General features: G+C 64.7%; 17 protein-coding genes. 6 read left to right on the forward strand and 11 right to left on the reverse strand.

The window, feature by feature from the left end:
- Positions 1-44 precede the first annotated feature (44 nt).
- Entirely contained in the window at positions 45-566 is a 522-nt protein-coding gene (locus tag AC3G2C_RS16310) for a CcdC protein domain-containing protein (RefSeq protein ID WP_488385686.1), read from the forward strand.
- Positions 567-574: 8 nt separating this feature from the next.
- On the opposite strand, the gene glnK is transcribed toward AC3G2C_RS16310, so the two are convergent.
- A complete protein-coding gene (glnK, locus tag AC3G2C_RS16315; protein WP_488385687.1) occupies positions 575-913 on the reverse strand; it encodes a P-II family nitrogen regulator in 339 nt (112 codons plus the stop codon).
- Between the two features lie 188 nt (positions 914-1101).
- On the opposite strand from glnK, the gene AC3G2C_RS16320 reads away from it, so the two are divergent.
- The 4 genes from AC3G2C_RS16320 to AC3G2C_RS16335 all read left to right on the forward strand — a co-directional run bounded on the left by AC3G2C_RS16320 (position 1102) and on the right by AC3G2C_RS16335 (position 7407).
- Positions 1102-1350 (forward strand): accessory factor UbiK family protein, encoded by a 249-nt coding sequence (locus tag AC3G2C_RS16320; protein ID WP_488385688.1) that lies wholly within the window; start codon positions 1102-1104, stop codon positions 1348-1350.
- A gap of 161 nt (positions 1351-1511) precedes the next feature.
- Positions 1512-3011, forward strand: a complete 1500-nt coding sequence (locus AC3G2C_RS16325; protein ID WP_488385689.1) for a YifB family Mg chelatase-like AAA ATPase — start codon at positions 1512-1514, stop codon at positions 3009-3011.
- 582 nt (positions 3012-3593) lie between these two features.
- Positions 3594-5120, forward strand: a complete 1527-nt coding sequence (locus AC3G2C_RS16330; RefSeq protein WP_488385690.1) for a glycoside hydrolase family 30 protein — start codon at positions 3594-3596, stop codon at positions 5118-5120.
- 490 nt (positions 5121-5610) lie between these two features.
- Positions 5611-7407: a cation:proton antiporter gene (locus tag AC3G2C_RS16335; RefSeq protein ID WP_488385691.1), complete on the forward strand. Its 1797-nt coding sequence runs from the start codon at positions 5611-5613 to the stop codon at positions 7405-7407.
- A gap of 55 nt (positions 7408-7462) precedes the next feature.
- Here the strand turns inward: AC3G2C_RS16335 and aceA are convergent, their stop codons facing one another.
- Complete coding sequence (gene aceA, locus AC3G2C_RS16340) at positions 7463-8767, reverse strand: isocitrate lyase (RefSeq protein WP_488385692.1); 1305 nt, start codon at positions 8765-8767, stop codon at positions 7463-7465.
- 50 nt (positions 8768-8817) lie between these two features.
- A complete protein-coding gene (gene aceB, locus AC3G2C_RS16345) occupies positions 8818-10413 on the reverse strand; it encodes a malate synthase A (RefSeq protein ID WP_488385693.1) in 1596 nt (531 codons plus the stop codon).
- A gap of 123 nt (positions 10414-10536) precedes the next feature.
- On the opposite strand from aceB, the gene AC3G2C_RS16350 reads away from it, so the two are divergent.
- Positions 10537-11568 carry a LysR family transcriptional regulator gene (locus AC3G2C_RS16350; protein WP_488385694.1) on the forward strand — a complete coding sequence of 344 codons (1032 nt, stop codon included), beginning with the start codon at positions 10537-10539 and terminating at the stop codon, positions 11566-11568.
- A 171-nt stretch (positions 11569-11739) separates the two neighbouring features.
- Here the strand turns inward: AC3G2C_RS16350 and AC3G2C_RS16355 are convergent, their stop codons facing one another.
- The 8 genes from AC3G2C_RS16355 to AC3G2C_RS16390 form a co-directional block, all read right to left on the reverse strand.
- Positions 11740-12378 carry a LysE family translocator gene (locus tag AC3G2C_RS16355; protein ID WP_488385695.1) on the reverse strand — a complete coding sequence of 213 codons (639 nt, stop codon included), beginning with the start codon at positions 12376-12378 and terminating at the stop codon, positions 11740-11742.
- Positions 12379-12387: 9 nt separating this feature from the next.
- A complete protein-coding gene (locus AC3G2C_RS16360; protein ID WP_488385696.1) occupies positions 12388-12972 on the reverse strand; it encodes a 1-acyl-sn-glycerol-3-phosphate acyltransferase in 585 nt (194 codons plus the stop codon).
- 8 nt (positions 12973-12980) lie between these two features.
- Positions 12981-13403, reverse strand: coding sequence for an alternative ribosome rescue aminoacyl-tRNA hydrolase ArfB (gene arfB, locus AC3G2C_RS16365; protein ID WP_488385744.1), 423 nt, complete (start codon positions 13401-13403; stop codon positions 12981-12983).
- A gap of 51 nt (positions 13404-13454) precedes the next feature.
- Entirely contained in the window at positions 13455-14156 is a 702-nt protein-coding gene (locus tag AC3G2C_RS16370; RefSeq protein ID WP_488385697.1) for a pseudouridine synthase, read from the reverse strand.
- A gap of 82 nt (positions 14157-14238) precedes the next feature.
- Positions 14239-15876, reverse strand: coding sequence for a ubiquinone biosynthesis regulatory protein kinase UbiB (gene ubiB / locus AC3G2C_RS16375; protein ID WP_488385745.1), 1638 nt, complete (start codon positions 15874-15876; stop codon positions 14239-14241).
- Between the two features lie 8 nt (positions 15877-15884).
- Positions 15885-16538 (reverse strand): ubiquinone biosynthesis accessory factor UbiJ, encoded by a 654-nt coding sequence (locus AC3G2C_RS16380; protein WP_488385698.1) that lies wholly within the window; start codon positions 16536-16538, stop codon positions 15885-15887.
- Between the two features lie 55 nt (positions 16539-16593).
- Complete coding sequence (gene trmL / locus AC3G2C_RS16385; protein WP_488385699.1) at positions 16594-17061, reverse strand: tRNA (uridine(34)/cytosine(34)/5-carboxymethylaminomethyluridine(34)-2'-O)-methyltransferase TrmL; 468 nt, start codon at positions 17059-17061, stop codon at positions 16594-16596.
- Positions 17062-17113: 52 nt separating this feature from the next.
- Complete coding sequence (locus tag AC3G2C_RS16390; protein WP_488385700.1) at positions 17114-17314, reverse strand: hypothetical protein; 201 nt, start codon at positions 17312-17314, stop codon at positions 17114-17116.
- Positions 17315-17351: the final 37 nt, after the last annotated feature.

Genomic DNA, 17351 nt, shown 5'->3' on the forward strand with positions numbered 1-17351 from the left:
GGCCGCGGATAAGCTTGCGCACATCTTCCCAGCCAGGCGCCGCCATGACCCCGAACATGATCTACGCCCTCATGATTCCGCTGATGGCGTTCGCCATCTGGCGCCGCGTGCGCGGCAACTTCGGTCCGCAGCCCATCCGCCGCAAGCGCATGATGGGGCGCATCGTCTTCCTGGTCGTGATCATGGGCCTGCTGGCGCTCAGTGGCCTGCACAACCTCAAGCTGCTGGAAGGCCTGCTGGGTGGTGCCCTGGCCGGCGCCGCGCTGGGCACGCTCGGCCTGCGGTTGACACGCTTCGAGCGCCGCGCCGATGGCGCGGACCTCTATATCCCCAATGCCTGGATCGGCGGCCTGCTGACCGTGCTGCTGCTGGCGCGCCTGGCCTGGCGCTTCCTGGTGGTGATGCCGCAAATGCAGGACCCGGCCGTGGCGCACTCGGGCCCGGCCTTCGGCAACAGCCCGCTGACCCTGGCGATCTTCGGGCTGATGTTTGGCTACTACATCTGCTACAACGCCGGCCTGCTGGTGCACCACCGGCGTTTCGAGGCGGCCCAGGCGGCCGCCTGAACCGACGCTCAGAGGGCGTCGTTGTCCAGCTCGCCGGTGCGGATGCGGATCACCTGCTCCAGCGAGCTGACGAAGATCTTGCCGTCACCGATCTTGCCGGTTCGGGCCGACTGCTGAATAGCATCCACCACGCGGTCGAGCTGGTCGTCGCTCACGGCCACTTCCAGCTTGATCTTGGGCAGGAAATCCACCACGTACTCGGCCCCGCGGTAAAGTTCGGTATGGCCCTTCTGGCGGCCAAAGCCCTTCACCTCGGTCACGGTGATGCCCTGCACACCCACCTCGGCCAGGGCTTCGCGTACATCATCCAACTTGAACGGCTTGATGACCGCCACCACCAGCTTCATGGGTCTTCCTCACATGCATTGGGCCCCCACATGGGCGCCGCCGGGGGTACATTTTGCCTGGGCCGCCCGGAACTGTCGCCGGGAGCCTCAATGTAGGAAAATTCCTACAACACGTAACGGAGCATGCCGATAGTGGCATTTCACGAAATGAATCTACACTTTTTCTCGACGAGTTCGAGGTGCTATCCATGATGGATAGGCAGGGGATCGATCAACTTGCCCAGCGTCTTGTTTCGTTGGTTCCATCAGGATTGGCTCAGGCGCACGTGGACTTGCGCACCAACTTCGGCGATGTCCTGACGCAGGGATTGCGTCGCCTCGACCTAGTCACACGCGAAGAGTTTGATGTCCAGACTCAACTACTGGCGCGTACTCGCGCCAAAGTCGAGGCTCTGGAGAAACGAATCGCCGATCTTGAGGCCAGTGCTGGCACCTAAGGGGGCGTAGCGCGGGTCCACGCCCCGGGAGCCGCCCCCGATTTGTCACCCTCACCCCGAGAACGATCGGGGGCGGCTATTTTCTAGAAGGCCGCGCGAGGGAATCGCTTCATGTCCGAACCGGGTAGTCGCCTCCTTCGCGCTCATCCAGTCTCGGTCCCATGAGCCTCGCCGTCACCCTCAGCCGTGCCCAGGAAGGCGTCGCGGCGCCTCAGGTGATGGTGGAAGTGCATCTTTCCGGCGGCTTGCCGGGTACCAATATTGTGGGATTGCCCGAAGCGGCCGTTCGCGAAGCGCGTGACCGCGTGCGTGTGGCTATCCAGAACACGGCATTTGAGTACCCCAATCGCAAGGTCACGGTGAATCTCGCCCCGGCCGAGTTGCCCAAGGATGGCGGCCGCTTCGATCTGGCGATTGCCCTGGGCATTCTGGCCGCAGGCGGCCAGGTGCCGCGCGAGCGTCTGGACGACTGTGAGTTCCTGGGCGAGTTGGCTCTCTCAGGCGCTCTGCGTCCCGTTTCAGGCGTGCTGCCGGCCCTGCTGCGAGCGCGGGCCCGCGGGCGGCGCGTGGTGGTGCCGCGCGCCAACGCAGCCGAGGCCGCCTTGGTCACTGACGCCGAAGTGCTTCTGGCCGACTCCCTGGCGGAAGTTTGCGGCTGGTTGCGCGGCGCGCAGGAACTGGGTGTGCCAGGTGAAGCCGGGCACCACGTCTTTGACGGCACCGTGCCTGATCTGACTGATGTGCGTGGTCAGCTCCAGGCCCGACGCGCCCTGGAGATCGCTGCCGCTGGCGGACATCACTTGTTATTGATGGGGCCGCCCGGCACCGGCAAGACCATGCTGGCCGAGCGCCTGCCCGGCATCCTGCCGCCGTTGAGCGAGCCCGAGGCACTGGAAACCTGCGCCGTGCTCTCGGTGGCGGGCCAGCCCGTGGACCTCGCCCAGTGGCGCCGGCGGCCATTCCGTGCCCCTCACCACACCACATCCGCGGTAGCCCTCGTGGGTGGCGGTGCGTTGCCTCGGCCGGGTGAAATCTCATTGGCCCACAATGGTGTGCTCTTTCTCGATGAGCTGCCGGAATTTGGCCGCCACGTGCTCGATGTGCTGCGCGAGCCGATGGAATCCGGGCATATCATGATTTCCCGCGCGGCCAGGCAGTCCACCTTTCCGGCCCAGTTCCAGCTGGTGGCGGCGATGAACCCTTGTCCGTGTGGCTATGCCGGCGATCCACGTCAGCGTTGCCAGTGCACGCCCGATCAGATCCAGCGCTATCGCGGGCGCATCTCGGGGCCATTGCTCGATCGCATCGATCTGGCCGTGGAAGTACCCCGCGTTCCTCTGGGCGAGCTCGGCGCCGAGCGCAGCGCGCAGGATGAAGACTCGGCCACCGTGCGTACACGCGTCATCAAGGCGCGTCACCATGGCCTTATGCGTGCAGGCCGCTCCAATGCGGAAATCAGCACGCGCGAACTGGAAAGAGATTGTGCGCTGGGGCCGGCTGAACGTCGCTGGTTCGATGCTGCCCTGGAGCGCCTGGGTCTATCCGCCCGCGCTTATCACCGCACGCTCCGTGTGGCTCGAACCATCGCCGACCTCAATGGGGGCACCGCCCTGCTCGACCGCACGCATCTGGCCGAAGCGCTGACCTATCGGCGGTTTTGATAGTCCCCGCTTTCCCGAAGGCTCCGATGGGAGCGGTCCGCTCGCGACGGTCATGTCTAATCGTATCCACGGGCTAAAGCGGAAACTGGCGAGCCCGTTGTCGTCAAAGAGCAAGTGCCAGTCACGTTCATGCCAACGATGGGCCTCCTCCAGCGGAAGTGTTGGCAATAAAGCCGCTGGTTAGGGGCTTACGAGCCAACGGCTGCGGACCCGCCATTACCGTCATGGTGATCAATAAGGCTGACCGCCTTAGCGGGAGACCTGCAATTGCATCTGGACAAGACCGTAGTTCACGAGCGCTCGATTGCCGCATTGTGGGTCCGGTGTCGGTCTTGAGTCAGCTTGTGGTGGCCTTTCAAGAGGGTGCTATCAGGCAACGGGTATAGGCCTGTGCTTGCAGTTTGGAACTGCAAGGTATCCAGTGTATTCCGTGACGGCAGCTTGGCCGTTCTTGCTGGGACGAAGGGGCCACAAGAAATGCCTCTCGGAGCGCGTTTCCTATTATGGTTGATCAACCGGCGCGCAGGAGCTTTGCGATTCAAGTGAGCGGCAGCAGCATGAGTGAAAGGTTCTATACGCACCATGGATGAGCACAAGGCGGAATCCGGTCGGCTCGCCGCGGCATTCATTGGACTGCTTGCGCTGCTCACGCTTGGTGTTATTTGCGCGCCACGCTTTGAGGTTCCCGCAGCGGGTGCCAAAGCAGGGCTTGCGTTGCGGCCTTTCGTTCCGGTGGTTGAGCTGTGGTTGAGCACCGCGGATCGCCGACTCAAGTTGATGCAGCAGCCGGATGTGGAGATGACCGCGCGGGATGCTTCGCCCGCTGATGTGGTCATCGATGTTCGCAAGAAGTATCAAACCATGGCCGGGTTTGGCGCGGCCATGACCGACGCCTCGGCGTGGTTGCTGCAGAACAAATTGTCGGAGAGGCAGCGCAGCGACCTCCTGAATGAACTGTATGGCGCGCCACCCAACCTCAATCTGAGCATGATGCGCCTGACCATCGGCGCGTCGGATTTCTCGTTGAAGCCCTATACGTTGGATGACGTGCCGTTTGGCCAGAGTGACCCGCAGCTCCTGCATTTCAATGTGACGTCCAATCTGCAGGACGTGATACCGACGGTGCGCGAGACGCTCTCGATCCATCCTGGTTTGCGCATCATGGCATCGTCATGGAGTGCACCTGCCTGGATGAAAACCAGCCAGAACCTGATCGGTGGCGAGCTGCTGCCGCAATATGAAAGCACCTATGCCGATTACCTCATCCGGTATCTCGATACCTATCGCGGCTACGGCATTCCCATCTTCGCGTTGACCTTGCAGAATGAGCCAAGCTTCACGCCCATTACGTATCCAGGCATGGAAATGACCGCGGTTACACGGGCGCGCATCATCGGGCAGTACCTTGGCCCCAGACTGGCCAATCGCAAGCCCAAGACCGAGATCTTGGAGTGGGATCACAACTGGAACCATCCCGAGCAGCCATTGAGTGTGCTGGCTGACCCCGATGCCGCCCCTTATGTCGATGGCGTCGCTTGGCACTGCTACGAAGGCAGCCCTTATGCGCAGAGCCGCGTTCATCGTGCCTATCCGTCAAAGGATGTCTACCTTACGGAGTGTTCGGGCGGTGACTGGGCATCGAGCGCCAATGGCGAATTGCTTTGGTTCTCGCGAAATCTCTTGGTCACCGGCATTAGGCAGTGGGCCAAGGGCGTCTTGTACTGGAACCTCGTGCTTGATGAGAATCACGGGCCGCATTTTGGCGGTTGCGCCGCATGCAAGGGCGTAGTGACTATCGACTCGCACACGGGCGAGGTCAGCCGCAACGATGAGTACTACGCGTTGGCGCATTTCAGCCGCTTCGTGTTGCCCGGTGCCGTGCGCGTGGAATCCACCGCCACCGAAAAAAGCGGCATCGACAACGTGGCCTTCACCAACGCCAACGACGGGTCGGTCGTGCTGGTGATGGTGAACAGCAACCCCGACGCACGCCATGTGCGGATCGCTGAAGACCATACCCAGTTCGAGTACACGATGCCGGCGGGAAGCGTGGCCACGTTTGTTTGGAATACGGGCCAGGCCGGCGGCTGGATGCGACGCGCTTACTGAAACGGCTAGCCAAGGGAGCAGAGGGCCAAGGATGGTTTGGTGGCTCCATCGTCCCTCGTGGCAGGTAGCCTTGTTCGCGAAAATCCGGCGCGAGTTCGAGGCTTTGTCGGTTCATGCTATTGACGTTATTGGATTTTTTGACTGGCTCGGCGTGGCTCCATCGACGGGTCATTTACCTGCGACTCAAGGTGCGGACGCCACGGAATCGCCTCGTAGGCACCGTTTGAGGGTGCTCATTTCAATTTCTGAACTCTCGGGTATTGACTTCCCTCTTGGTGGGCGTATTATCTGTACCCGCTAGTTCTTTAATGAACTCAGCCCGCCACCCCGGTATCGGTACTCCCTCCCCCTCCCCCGTCCGATACCGGGGCTTGGCCTTACCTTTCCCCTCCCCCGATTCCATCATTTCTGACTTGCCAGCGCCCTGCGGTGGACGCGTTGCGTGTGTGCGTGGTCCGATAGCTCCACGACGGACGATGAAGGAGCATGCATGTCGCTGGATCTGGGCCTGTTGCTGGTCTGCATGCTGGGCATCGGTTTTCTCGCGCAATGGCTGGCGTGGCGAGTTCGCCTACCGGCGATCCTGTTCCTCTTGCTGGCGGGCATCCTGCTGGGGCCGGTCGGTGACGTGTTGAAGCCGGACACGCTGCTCGGTCCGCTGTTGTTCCCGGTGGTGTCGCTGGCGGTGTCGTTGATCCTGTTCGAAGGCAGCTTGACGCTGCGCTTCAACGAGCTGCCGGGCATTGGTAGCGTGGTACGCGGACTGGTGACGTACGGCGCAGTCGTGGCGGTACTGCTGCTGGGCGCGGCGGCGCATTACCTGGGTGGGCTCAGTTGGGAAGTCGCGCTGTTGTTCGGCGCCCTCACTTGCGTCACCGGACCTACCGTGATTGCACCGATGCTGCGCACGGTGCGACCGAATGCGCGCATCGCCAATATCCTGCGTTGGGAAGGCATCGTGATCGATCCGCTCGGCGCACTCTTTGCCGTGCTGGTGTTCGAAGCGGTGGTGTCGCATCACGAAGGACGCACGCTTGGTGTGTTTCTGGGCGTGGTGGCCTGCGGCAGCCTGGTGGGCCTGCTGGTGGCGTGGCTGCTCGCCGTTCTGTTGCGTCGACAGATGATCCCCGAATACCTGCAGAACTACGGCACCCTGGTGGCCGTGCTCGCGGCGTTCACCCTGTCCAACACGATGGCGCACGAGTCGGGCCTGCTGGCGGTGACGGTGATGGGCATCGCGCTGGGCAATATGCGCGGCGTGCATATCGACGACATTCTCGACTTCAAGGAAAACCTCACCACCCTGCTGGTGTCGGTGCTCTTTATCCTGCTTGCTGCGCGCCTGAGTTGGCCCTTGCCGCATGGCGTGCTGTGGTCGGGCATCGCGATCTTTGTGGCGGCGCAGCTGGTGGTGCGGCCTGTGACGGTGTTGATCGCCACGCTGGGCAGTACGCTGAATTGGCGTGAGCGTGCGCTTATCGCGTGGGTGGCGCCGCGCGGCATCGTCGCCGCGGCGGTGTCGGCGCTGTTCGCGCTGAAGCTGGATGCCCTGGGCATGCGCGGGGCGGAGATTCTGGTGCCGATGGTGTTCATTCTGATCATCGGCACTGTGGTCTTGCAGAGCGCCACCGCGCGGCCGCTGGCGCTGTGGCTGAAGGTTTCCGAGCCCGACCCCAACGGTGTTCTGATCTACGGTTCGGACCGGGCAGCGCGCGCTGTGGCGCAAGCCCTGCATGAAGCGGGCATTCGGGTCTTGGTGGCCGACGAGGATTGGGATGGCATTCGCCAGGCGCGCATGGAGGGCTTGGCTACTTTCTATGGGTTCCCAGGTTCGTCCTTTGCCGAGCGGCACCTGGATATCACCGGTATCGGCCGCTTGCTGGCGATGTCGGCCCATCGCGAGCGCAACGCGCTGGCCTGCGTGTACTACCGGCAGGAATTCGGTCGCAGCAAGGTCTATCGCCTGCAGAACGATGAAGCGCAAAGCAGCAATGGACGTGCGCAGCTAGGTAGTCCGCTGTTGGCGCCCGCCCTGTTCGAGGCCGAGCTCACCCACGATCGTTTGCACGAGCGACTGGTGGAGGGCTGGCGCATCAAGTCCACGCGCCTCACCGCCACTTTCGACTGGCCCCATTTCATCGAGCAGTACGGCTCACCCACGGTGTTGCTGTTTGGCGTGGAAGAAAAAGGCAGCCTGCGCGTGGCGTCGGTGAAGCGCGAGCTGGAACCGCGCCCTGGTTGGCTGGTGATTGCGTTGGTGCCGCCCGAGCTCAGCGGCAACGCTTGAAACGAACGACGGCGCGGAATAATCGCGCCGTCGTCGATTGCACGAGCGTGTGCGATCAGGCAGCGCTGGCCTGACGCGCGGCCTGGAACTGGGCTTCTTCGGTCGATCCCTTCAGTGCCGTGGTGGACGACTGACCTTGCTGGATCGCCTGCGTCACCGCGTCGAAATAGCCGGTGCCCACTTCGCGCTGATGCTTCACCGCGGTAAAGCCGCGTTCGGCCGCCGCGAACTCGCGCTCCTGCAGCTCCACGAAGGCGCTCATCTGGCGGCGTGCATAGCCATAGGCCAGGTCGAACATGCCGTAGTTGAGGCTGTGGAAGCCGGCCAGCGTGATGAACTGGAACTTGTAGCCCATCGCGCCCAGTTCCTTCTGGAACTTGGCAATGGTGGCGTCGTCCAGGTTCTTCTTCCAGTTGAAGCTGGGCGAACAGTTGTAGGCCAGCAGCTTGCCCGGATACTTGGCGTGAATGGCTTCGGCAAACTTGCGCGCCTCCTCCAGGTTGGGCTTGCTGGTTTCGCACCACACGAGGTCGGCGTACGGCGCATAAGCGAGGCCACGGCTGATCGCTTGATCCAGGCCGGGACGTACGCGGAAGAAACCTTCCACCGTGCGCTCGCCGGTGACGAACGGCTTGTCGTTGTCGTCGATGTCGGAGGTGAGCAGGTCCGCCGCATCCGCATCGGTGCGCGCCACGATCAGCGTGGGCACGCCGAGCACGTCGGCGGCCAGGCGCGCGGCGTTGAGCTTGTCCACGGCTTCGCGCGTGGGCACCAGTACCTTGCCGCCCATGTGGCCGCACTTCTTCACCGAGGCGAGCTGGTCCTCGAAGTGCACGCCGGCGGCGCCCGCCTCGATCATGGCCTTCATCAACTCGAACGCATTGAGCACGCCGCCGAAGCCGGCTTCCGCGTCGGCCACGATGGGCACCATCCAGTCGATGTCGTCCTGCCCTTCGGCGTGATGCAGCTGATCGGCGCGCAGCAGCGTGTTGTTGATGCGCTTGACCACCGACGGCACGGAGTTGGCCGGATACAGCGACTGGTCGGGATACATCTCGCCAGCGAGGTTCGCGTCCGCCGCCACCTGCCAACCGCTCAGGTAGATCGCCTGCAGGCCGGCCTTCACTTGCTGCATGGCCTGGTTGCCCGTGAGCGCGCCCAGTGCATTGACGAAATCTTCCTTGTGCAGCGACTTCCACAGGCGCTCGGCGCCGTGGCGAGCCAGCGAGTGCTCCACCGGCACGGTGCCGCGCAGGCGCGCCACGTCCGCGGCGCCGTAGTTGCGCTGGACGCCTTGCCAGCGGGGATTGTTCTTCCAGTCGAGGGCGATCTGATCGGCGGTGGGCAGCGTGGTCTTCATGGTCGTTTCTCCTGCGTATCCGTGATGCGTGTGGGCAAAACTGGTAAGGCTCAGAGCTGCTGATAGGCCGCCAGGGTGAGGAAATCGCCGAGCTCTTCGGCGTGCGTGAGTTGCTTGAGCAAGGCCGCGGCTTGCTCGGCGCGATGCGCGTACGGGCCGCCGCTTTCGATCAGGCGATGGGTGTGCTTGGCCAGCGAGTGGTCGAACAGCGCAACGTCGATCGGTGCGTGGTCGGTGAATTCCAGTGGCCCCAGATGCAGCCACTGCCACAGCTGGGCGCGAGCGATCTCGGCGGTGGCCGCGTCTTCCATCAGGTGATGGATGGGCACACAGCCCTGCCCGTCCAGCCACGAGGCGGTGTAGCGCAGCGCCACGTCCACGTTGTTGTCGAAGCCGGCACGCGTGATGGTGCCGCTGCACGGCGCGATCAGCTGGTTGCGCGTGACATTCACATCGGCGCGCACCACGTTCAGCTGGTTGGCCGAGGGCATGTACTTGTCGAACACTTCCTGCGCCACGGCCACCAGCGCCGGATGCGCCACCCAGGTGCCGTCATGGCCGGCCTGCACTTCGCGCAGCTTGTCGGCGCGCACCTTGGCCAGCGCCGCATCGTTGGCGGCTTCGTCGCCCTTGATCGGAATCTGCGCCGCCATGCCGCCCATGGCGAAGGCGCCGCGGCGATGGCAGGTCTGGATCAACAGCTCCGAGTACGCCTTCAGGAACGGTACCGTCATCACCACCTGGCCACGGTCGGGCAGCAGGCGATCGCGGTGCGCGCGGAAGGTCTTCAGGTAGGAGAAGATGTAGTCCCAGCGGCCGCAGTTGAGGCCGACCACGCGTGTGCGCAGCGCATGCAGAATCTCGTGCATCTGGAACACCGCCGGCAGCGTCTCGATCAGCACAGTGGCCTTCATGCACGAAGGCGGCAGATCCAGTTCGGCCTCGGTGGTGGCCATCACGTCGTCCCACAGCGCGGCCTCTTCCATCGACTGCAGCTTGGGCAGGTAGAAGTAGGGGCCGCGATCGCGTGCCTGCAGTGCGTGGGCGTTGTGGAACGCAAACAGGCCGAAATCCACCAGCGCGCCGGCCATTGGCTCGCCGTCCACGGCAAGGTGGCGCTCGGGCAGGTGCCAGCCGCGCGGACGCACGATCAGCACCGCCGGATTGGCGTTGACGCGGTAATGCTTGCCCTCGGGCGAGGTGTACTCGATGGTGCCATTCACCGCGTCGCGCAGATTGATTTGGCCGTCCATCTGGTTGGCGAACGTGGGCGAGGACGAATCCTCGAAGTCCGCCATGAACACCTTCGCGCCGGAATTGAGCGCGTTGATGATCATCTTGCGTTCCACCGGCCCGGTGATTTCCACGCGGCGGTCGCGCAGCGCGGCGGGGATCGGTGCCACCGTCCACTGGCCCTCGCGGATCTCGGTGGTGTCGGCACGGAAATCGGGCAGCTCGCCCGCGTCATAGCGGGCCTGGCGGCCATGGCGGGCTTGCAGCAGGGTCAGCCGACGTTCGTCGAACTGGCGGTGCAGGCGGGCCAGGAAATCCAGTGCCTCGGGGGTGAGGATGGCGTCGTGCTCCGGGCCGGTGGTGCCGAGGACCTGGGCCGGGGGCAGGGCGACGCGTTCCTTGGGGACAGCCATGGGAATCTCCGTGATGACGATGGGATGACACTAGGTCTCGGAGCGTGGCTTTGACAAAGCAAATGTTTCAATTTTTGATATTGTTATTCTCAATGCTTCTTGTAAGTGACTGAGTGTAAAGCTATGAGCAGACCACCCAAACGGCTGAACAAGGCTAAAAAGAAGCCTGTTGCAGCGCAAAAAAGGCGTCGGGGAGATAGCCCCGACACCGAGCGCTTCTATTACAAGGGCAACCGCCAGAAGCAGATGCGGGCCTTCGTGTACACCGTGAAGCTGGGCACGCTGACCCGCGCGGCCGAGGCGCTTTTTCTGTCTCAGCCCACGGTGAGCCTCCAGCTGCAGGCGCTGGAGCGGGAGCTGGGCGTGGTGCTGCTGGAACGCCGTCGCCGCCGCATCAATCTCACCGACGCGGGTGAGGCGCTCTATGAGCTGGCCCGCCCACTGGTGGAGGGCTGGGAGAATCTGGATCGCGACTTCCAGGCCAAGGTGAAGGGCCTGCAGACCGGCCGCCTGACCATTGCGGCCGGCAGCTCCACCATCCAGTACCTGTTGCCCGACCTGGTGCGCCGCTACCGCGAGCGATTCCCCGAGGTGCAACTGCAGTTGGCCAACGTGACGGGCAAGGACGGCCTGGCGCTACTGCGCGCCGACGAAGCGGATTTTGCGGTGGGCTCCATGCTGGATGTGCCGCACGACATCGCTTGGGCGCCGGTGTACCACTACGACCCTATCCTGATCACGCCGCTGGATCACCCGTTGGCGTCCAAGGCCACCGTGACCTTGCAGGATCTCTCGCCCTACGGCCTGATCCTGCCGCCGCAACGGCTATCCACCTATCGCCTGGTGGACCTGGTGTTTCAGCAGCGCCAGGTGCCGTATCGCGTGGCGATCGAGGTGGGCGGCTGGGATGTGATCAAGGAGTACGTGGCGATGGGGCTGGGCATTTCCATCGTCACTGGTATCTGCATCACGGAGGCGGATCGCACGCGTTTGGCCGTCCGAAACATGAAGCAGTATTTCCCCCAACGCAGCTATGGCGTGGTGATGCGCAAGGGCAAGTTTCTCAGCGCGGAGGCGCGGGCCTTCGTGGACCTGGTGAAGCCGGGTTTGCTGACGCATCGTGACTACGACGAGTCAGGGCATTCGGAGCGATAGTGCGGCGTATTCCTTGTCCCAAGGGACCAGCTTCGCTTTATCGGCAGACGATCGAAACGCTCGCTGCGTAAGCGCCAATCTTGCGTTCTCGTTGGGGAGAGTCATGCCGTCCATAGCCCCGTGCAACTGGCTCTTTCTCTCCGTGGAGGCAAGCGGCAGAGGCGATGGCGATTACGCCTGCCGATGCAGCGCCAGCTTCACCCCAAAGCCCATCAAGACCGTGCCGCACACGCGATCCATCCATTGACCCACGCTCGGGCGTGCATTCAACAGGTGGTGGATGTGGCCGCCCAGCAATGCCAGGACCAGCGACCAACACGACCCGGTGCCGATGAAGCTCAGGCCCAGCACCATCAGGCCCAGTTGCGGATGCGGCGCGCTCATCGAGACGAACTGCGGCAGGAAGGCGAGGAAGAACAGCGCCACCTTGGGGTTCAGCACATTGGTGAGCATGCCTTGGCGAAACGCCGCAACGTGCCCGGTGCCGCGCGTGGCGGTGGGTTCGCGCGGGCCTTCGCTGCGGCTGAGCAGCATGCGCAGGCCGACCCACACCAAGTAAGCCGCGCCCAGGTACTTGAGCACGTTGAAGGCGAGGGCGGAGGTCATCAGGATGGCCGAGATGCCCAGCACGGCGGCCAGCGTATGCACCACGCAGCCGGCCTGGATGCCTAGCGCCGCCATGGCGCCCACCGCGCGACCTTCGCGACCGCTGCGGGTGAGGATGTAGAACGTATCCAGGCCCGGCGTGAGGTTCAGCGCGATACAGGCAAGCAGGAAAGCGTCGAAGTGCTGGATGCCGAGCGAGGTCATGGCGGGCCTTTAGTCGTTGGCGTTGCGGTGCTTGCCGCGATAGGGCGAAAACAGCGCGCGGATCTTGGCCATGTCGGCCTCGTGATCGTCGGTGGCGTGCACTACCGGGCCGAGCGTGAAGGTCTTGCTCGGGTAATCGAGGAACAGGGTTTGGATCGGTACGTTCGCCTCATGCGCGATGCGCAGGAAGCCGGACTTCCAGTGGGTGACGCGCTTGCGCGTGCCTTCGGGCGTGATGCCCAGCCACATGCGGCCCTTTTCATCGAAGCGCTGCACCATCTGGTCCACCACGTTGAGCGCGGCACTGCGGTTGATCGGGATCATGCCGATCGGGCGCAGGATCAAGCCGAGCGGGCCATCTAGCACCTCGCGCTTGATCATGATGTTGATGTCCACGCCCAGGCCGATCTTCATCAGCAGGCCGTAGTAGCCGTCCCAATAGGAGGAATGCGGCGCGCCGATGAGAATGAGCTTGGGCACGTCGGGTAGCTCGCCGAGCAGCTTCCAGCCGGACAGGCGCAGCAGGCAGCGCGCCAGCCAGGGCCAGAAGCGGCTGTTGAGCTTGGGGGATTGGGGCGGGGCAGGGGGGAGCATCGGCGTGCTCATTCACGACTCCAGTCACGCGAACGCGTCTGCTTGATCTTGCCCCGCTGCTGCTTGCCGGCGAGGCGACGTTCTTGCGAGCCGCGGGTAGGTTTGGTGGCGATGCGCGCCTTGGGGACAACCAGCGCGCCGCGGATGATCTCGACCAGGCGCTCGCGCGCGTCCTCGCGGTTGCGCCCCTGGTCGCGGAAGCGGCGCGCCTGGATCACCAGCACGCCGTCGTCGGTAAGGCGACGATCGCGTCGGGCCAGCAGGCGCGCGCGCAGCGGCTCGGGCAGGGAAGGCGAGCGCGCCACGTCAAAGCGCAGTTCCACCGCGCTTTCGGTGCGATTGACGTGCTGCCCGCCAGGACCGTCCGCACGCAGGAAGCGCTCGGTCAGCTCGGTCTCGGGCAGGGCGATGGATCGGCTGATCGTGAGCATGGCACTCAGTTTAGCGGGCACGCATGACACGCTCCACGCCGCGTTGCCGCATCAAGGCGTCGGCAGCGACCAGCCGAAGCGTTCCAGCAGCTGGGTGTAGGCGGCATCCAGTGGCGCCTCCAGGCACATCGGCTCCCCCGACACCGGATGGGCAAAGCGCAGTCGCCAGGCGTGCAACAGCATGCGGTGGCAGCTGAAGTACTGCTTGTACAGGCGATTGTGGTCGCTGCGACCGTGCTGGCAGTCGCCGACGATGGGGTGGTGGATATGCGCCATGTGCTTGCGGATCTGCCGGAACCGCCCGGTATGCGGCTCGGCCAGCACCAACGCGTAGCGCTGCTGCGGGTAGCGCCCCAGGGCGATGGGTACCTCCACCGTCGCCAGGCGCTGGTAGCTGGTCTGCGCCTCGCGGCGCGGGCCCGAGTCCTTGGAGCCGGGCAGGGGGTAATCCACCACGCCCTGTTCCGGTTCGGGCCAGCCACGCACTACGGCCAGGTACTGCTTGTGCACGTCGCGCCCCATGAACTGCTCGCCCAGCGCCGCGGCGATCTCGCTGGAGCGGGCCACCAGCAGCACGCCACTGGTGGCGCGATCCAGGCGATGCGCCAGGTAGGTGGTGCCGCCCACCTGCTCGCGCAGCAGGTCGATCAGGAACTCCTCGGCGTTGCCCACCATCTTGGAGCGGTGCACGGCCAGGCCGGCGGGCTTATTGACCGCGATGAGCGCGTCGTCTTGGTAGAGGATCTCGAGCATGGGGTATTCAAGCTGGCGCGGTTCTGCCGCGGGTTAAGACGAGCCGTCATCCCCGCTTTCGCGGGGATGACGTTGGGGCACATCAACGCCGCGGCCAGCCAGCGGCGAATGCGATCAGGCCGGCCACGCCCGCGGCGGCGGCATGCCATGCGCCATGGGCCGGCGCTTGGGTCCACAGTACGGCACTGCCGACGAGCAGGCTTCCGCCCAGCAGGCCGCAGGCGAGCGTGCGTCGTCCGCGTTGCGCGTCGTCGCGCTGCTGTGCCAGCTGTTGCGGATCGACCCGTTGCTGGTGCTCGCCCTTGGCGATCTGGCGCAGTGCATCGCGCGCCAGTTCGGGGAACTGAGGCGCGGCATGGAACCACTCGGGCAGGCGCTTGCGCACGTCGCGCAGGGTGCGCAGCGGGCTGTAGCGCTCGCGCAGGATGCGCTTGAGCACCGGGTGCGCCACCGCCCAGATGTCGATCTGCGGGTCGAGCATGCGACCCACGCCTTCGATGTTGAGCAAGGTCTTCTGCAGCAGAATCAGCTGCGGCTGCAAGGTGAGTTCGTAGCGCCGCGCGGTCTGGAACAGCTTCACCACCAGCTCTGCCAGCGAAATCTGCGACAGCGGGCGGGTGAAGTAGGGCTCGCACACCGTGCGCACGGCGGCGGTGAGTTCGTCCAGGCGCACGGTGGAGGGCATCCAGCCGGCGTCCACGTGCAGTTGGGCGATGCGCGCGTAGTCGCGTTCGAACAGCGCGATGAAATTCTGCGCCAGCCAGTACTGGTCTTCTTCCGGCAGCGAACCCATGATGCCGAAATCCAGCGCGATGAAGCGTGGCTCGCCCGGGCGCGCGGTATCCACCCAGATGTTGCCGGGGTGCGCGTCGGCGTGGAAGAAGTTGTCGCGGAACACCTGTTCGTAGAACAGGCGCACACCCTTCACCGCCAGCGTCTTGCGATCCACACCGGCCGCATCCAGCGCGGCGATGTCGTCGCAGCTCACGCCGTACACGCGTTCGAGGGTGAGCACGCGCGCGGTGGTGAGATTCCAGTGCACGGCGGGTACGTACAGATCCACGCCACTTTCGAAGTTGCGTCGCAGCAGGCTGGCGCTGGCGCCTTCGCGCTGCAGGTCCAGCTCGTTTTCCAGCATCTTCTCCACTTCCGCCACCACATCGAGCGGACGGATCTTGTCGGCGTTGGGATGCCAGCGCTGCGCCAGTTCGCCCAGCGAATGCAGCAGCTTGATGTCGCGCTCGATGCGCTTGTCGATGCCCGGGCGCAACACCTTCACCACCACCGCGCTGCCATCGTGCATGGTGGCGGCGTGTACCTGGGCGATGGAGGCGGAGGCGAGCGGGGTTTCGTCGAAGCTGGCGAACAGCTCGCTTACCGGTGCCTTCAGCTCCTGCTCGATGATGGCGCGGGCCTGCGCACCGGGAAACGGTGGCACCTGGTCCTGCAGCTGCGCCAGTTCGTCGGCGATGTCACCGGGCACCAGGTCGCGGCGGGTGGACAGCACCTGACCGGCCTTGACGAAGATCGGGCCAAGGTCGGTGAGCGCCAGGCGCAGGCGGGCGCCACGCGAGAGCGTGCTGACGTCCGCACGCGGACGCGCCACGAACGGACGCACCAGCTTGAGCGGGCGGAACAGGTGGGCGGCATCGACCAGTTCGTCCAGGCGATAGGCCAGCAGCACGGAGGCCACGCGCATCACGCGCGGTACAACCTTCAGCGGTGTCCTCACGCGGTGGGTCCCTTCTTCAAACGCTGCTCCAGCCGGGCCAGCCGCGATTCGAGTCGCTCGCTGCGCTCACGCACGTCGTCCACGCCATCAAGGAAACCTTCCACTTCACCCGGCGCGGCGGCCACGCGTGCTTCGTCGCGCAGCCAGTCGGCGGTATCGGTGGTGAGGTGGCTGGCGGTTTCCTTGGCATGCGCCAGGCCCTTGCGTACCGCCTTGGCCAGCGGCACGCCCAGCACGTCGCCGAAGGTGCGGGCAAAGGCCTCCTCGAAATCCGGGGCGAACTTGCTGGCAAGTTTCTCCAGGCGACGGGCGAGGTCGGCGTCGCCGGCGATCTCCACCTTGCCCGGCGCTACGCCCTCATCGTCACGCTTCACCAGCATGGCGAGCAGGCTGCCCGGCGTGGCTGCCACGCGCAGGTGGTTGTCTTCCTGGGCCGGCCCCACCTTCAGGCGCTCGCCTTCCACCGTGACCGACAAGGCCAGCTCCGGCCCGCGCAGGTGCAATTGCACGCTGCGCCCGTCGAGCGCGGCCAGGCGCTTGGCCGTGTCCGGGTCGAGCGAGAGCGTGTGGTTGAGCGCGGTTTCCAAGGCGCGCCCGGCAAGGGCACGCAAGGGGCGGGGCAACAGGGAGAAGGGTGAGGCGGCAGTCATGCCGGCGATTGTAGCGGCTAGCGCCGGTCGACCCTCGCCCTATCGCGCAGGCGACTCAGCTCGCCGCGCCGGCGAAGTCGAGTTGGCGCCACGCCTCGTACACCGCCACGGCCACCGTGTTGGACAGGTTGAGGCTGCGGCTGTTGGGCCGCATGGGCAGGCGCAACCGCTGCGCGTCGGGAATGCTGTCGAGCACCTCGCCGGGCAGGCCGGCGGTTTCGCAGCCGAACAACAGGGCGTCGCCCTCGGCAAAGCGTGCATCCACATGAGCGACGCGGCCTCGCGTGGAAAACGCGAACACGCGTGGCTGGCCGATGCCCTCCAGGCAGCTGGCGAGGTCGTCGTGTACGGCCAGCTGCGCATATTCGTGGTAGTCCAGGCCTGCGCGGCGCAGGCGGGCATCGTCCAGCTCAAACCCCAGGGGCCGGATCAGGTGCAACGTGGCGCCCGTGTTGGCGCACAACCTGATCGCATTGCCGGTGTTGGGGGGAATCTCGGGTCGGTAAAGAATGACGTGCAGCATGTCGCCATTATCAGGCCTCTCCCTTGGCCTGTGGAATGGCGAGCGTCCTTGCTCAACCGTTCGAGCGCGGGCACACCACGCCATCGGGCGGCAGTGCGCAGGCCACCGGTGCGGCGATCAGCTGGCCAGCGCTGCCAGCGGCGGCGAGACGGACGGCGTCCGGCGAGGCATTCACCATGGCACCCAGCACGAGTCCACAAACCAGCAGGCAGGCAACAAACAGGCCGCGCAGCATAAAGGCTTCGAATTTCATGATCATGTCTCCGATGAAAGTTGGGTAGGTCCTGCAC

The sequence above is a fragment of the Frateuria sp. sgz306004 genome (genome assembly GCF_057750885.1).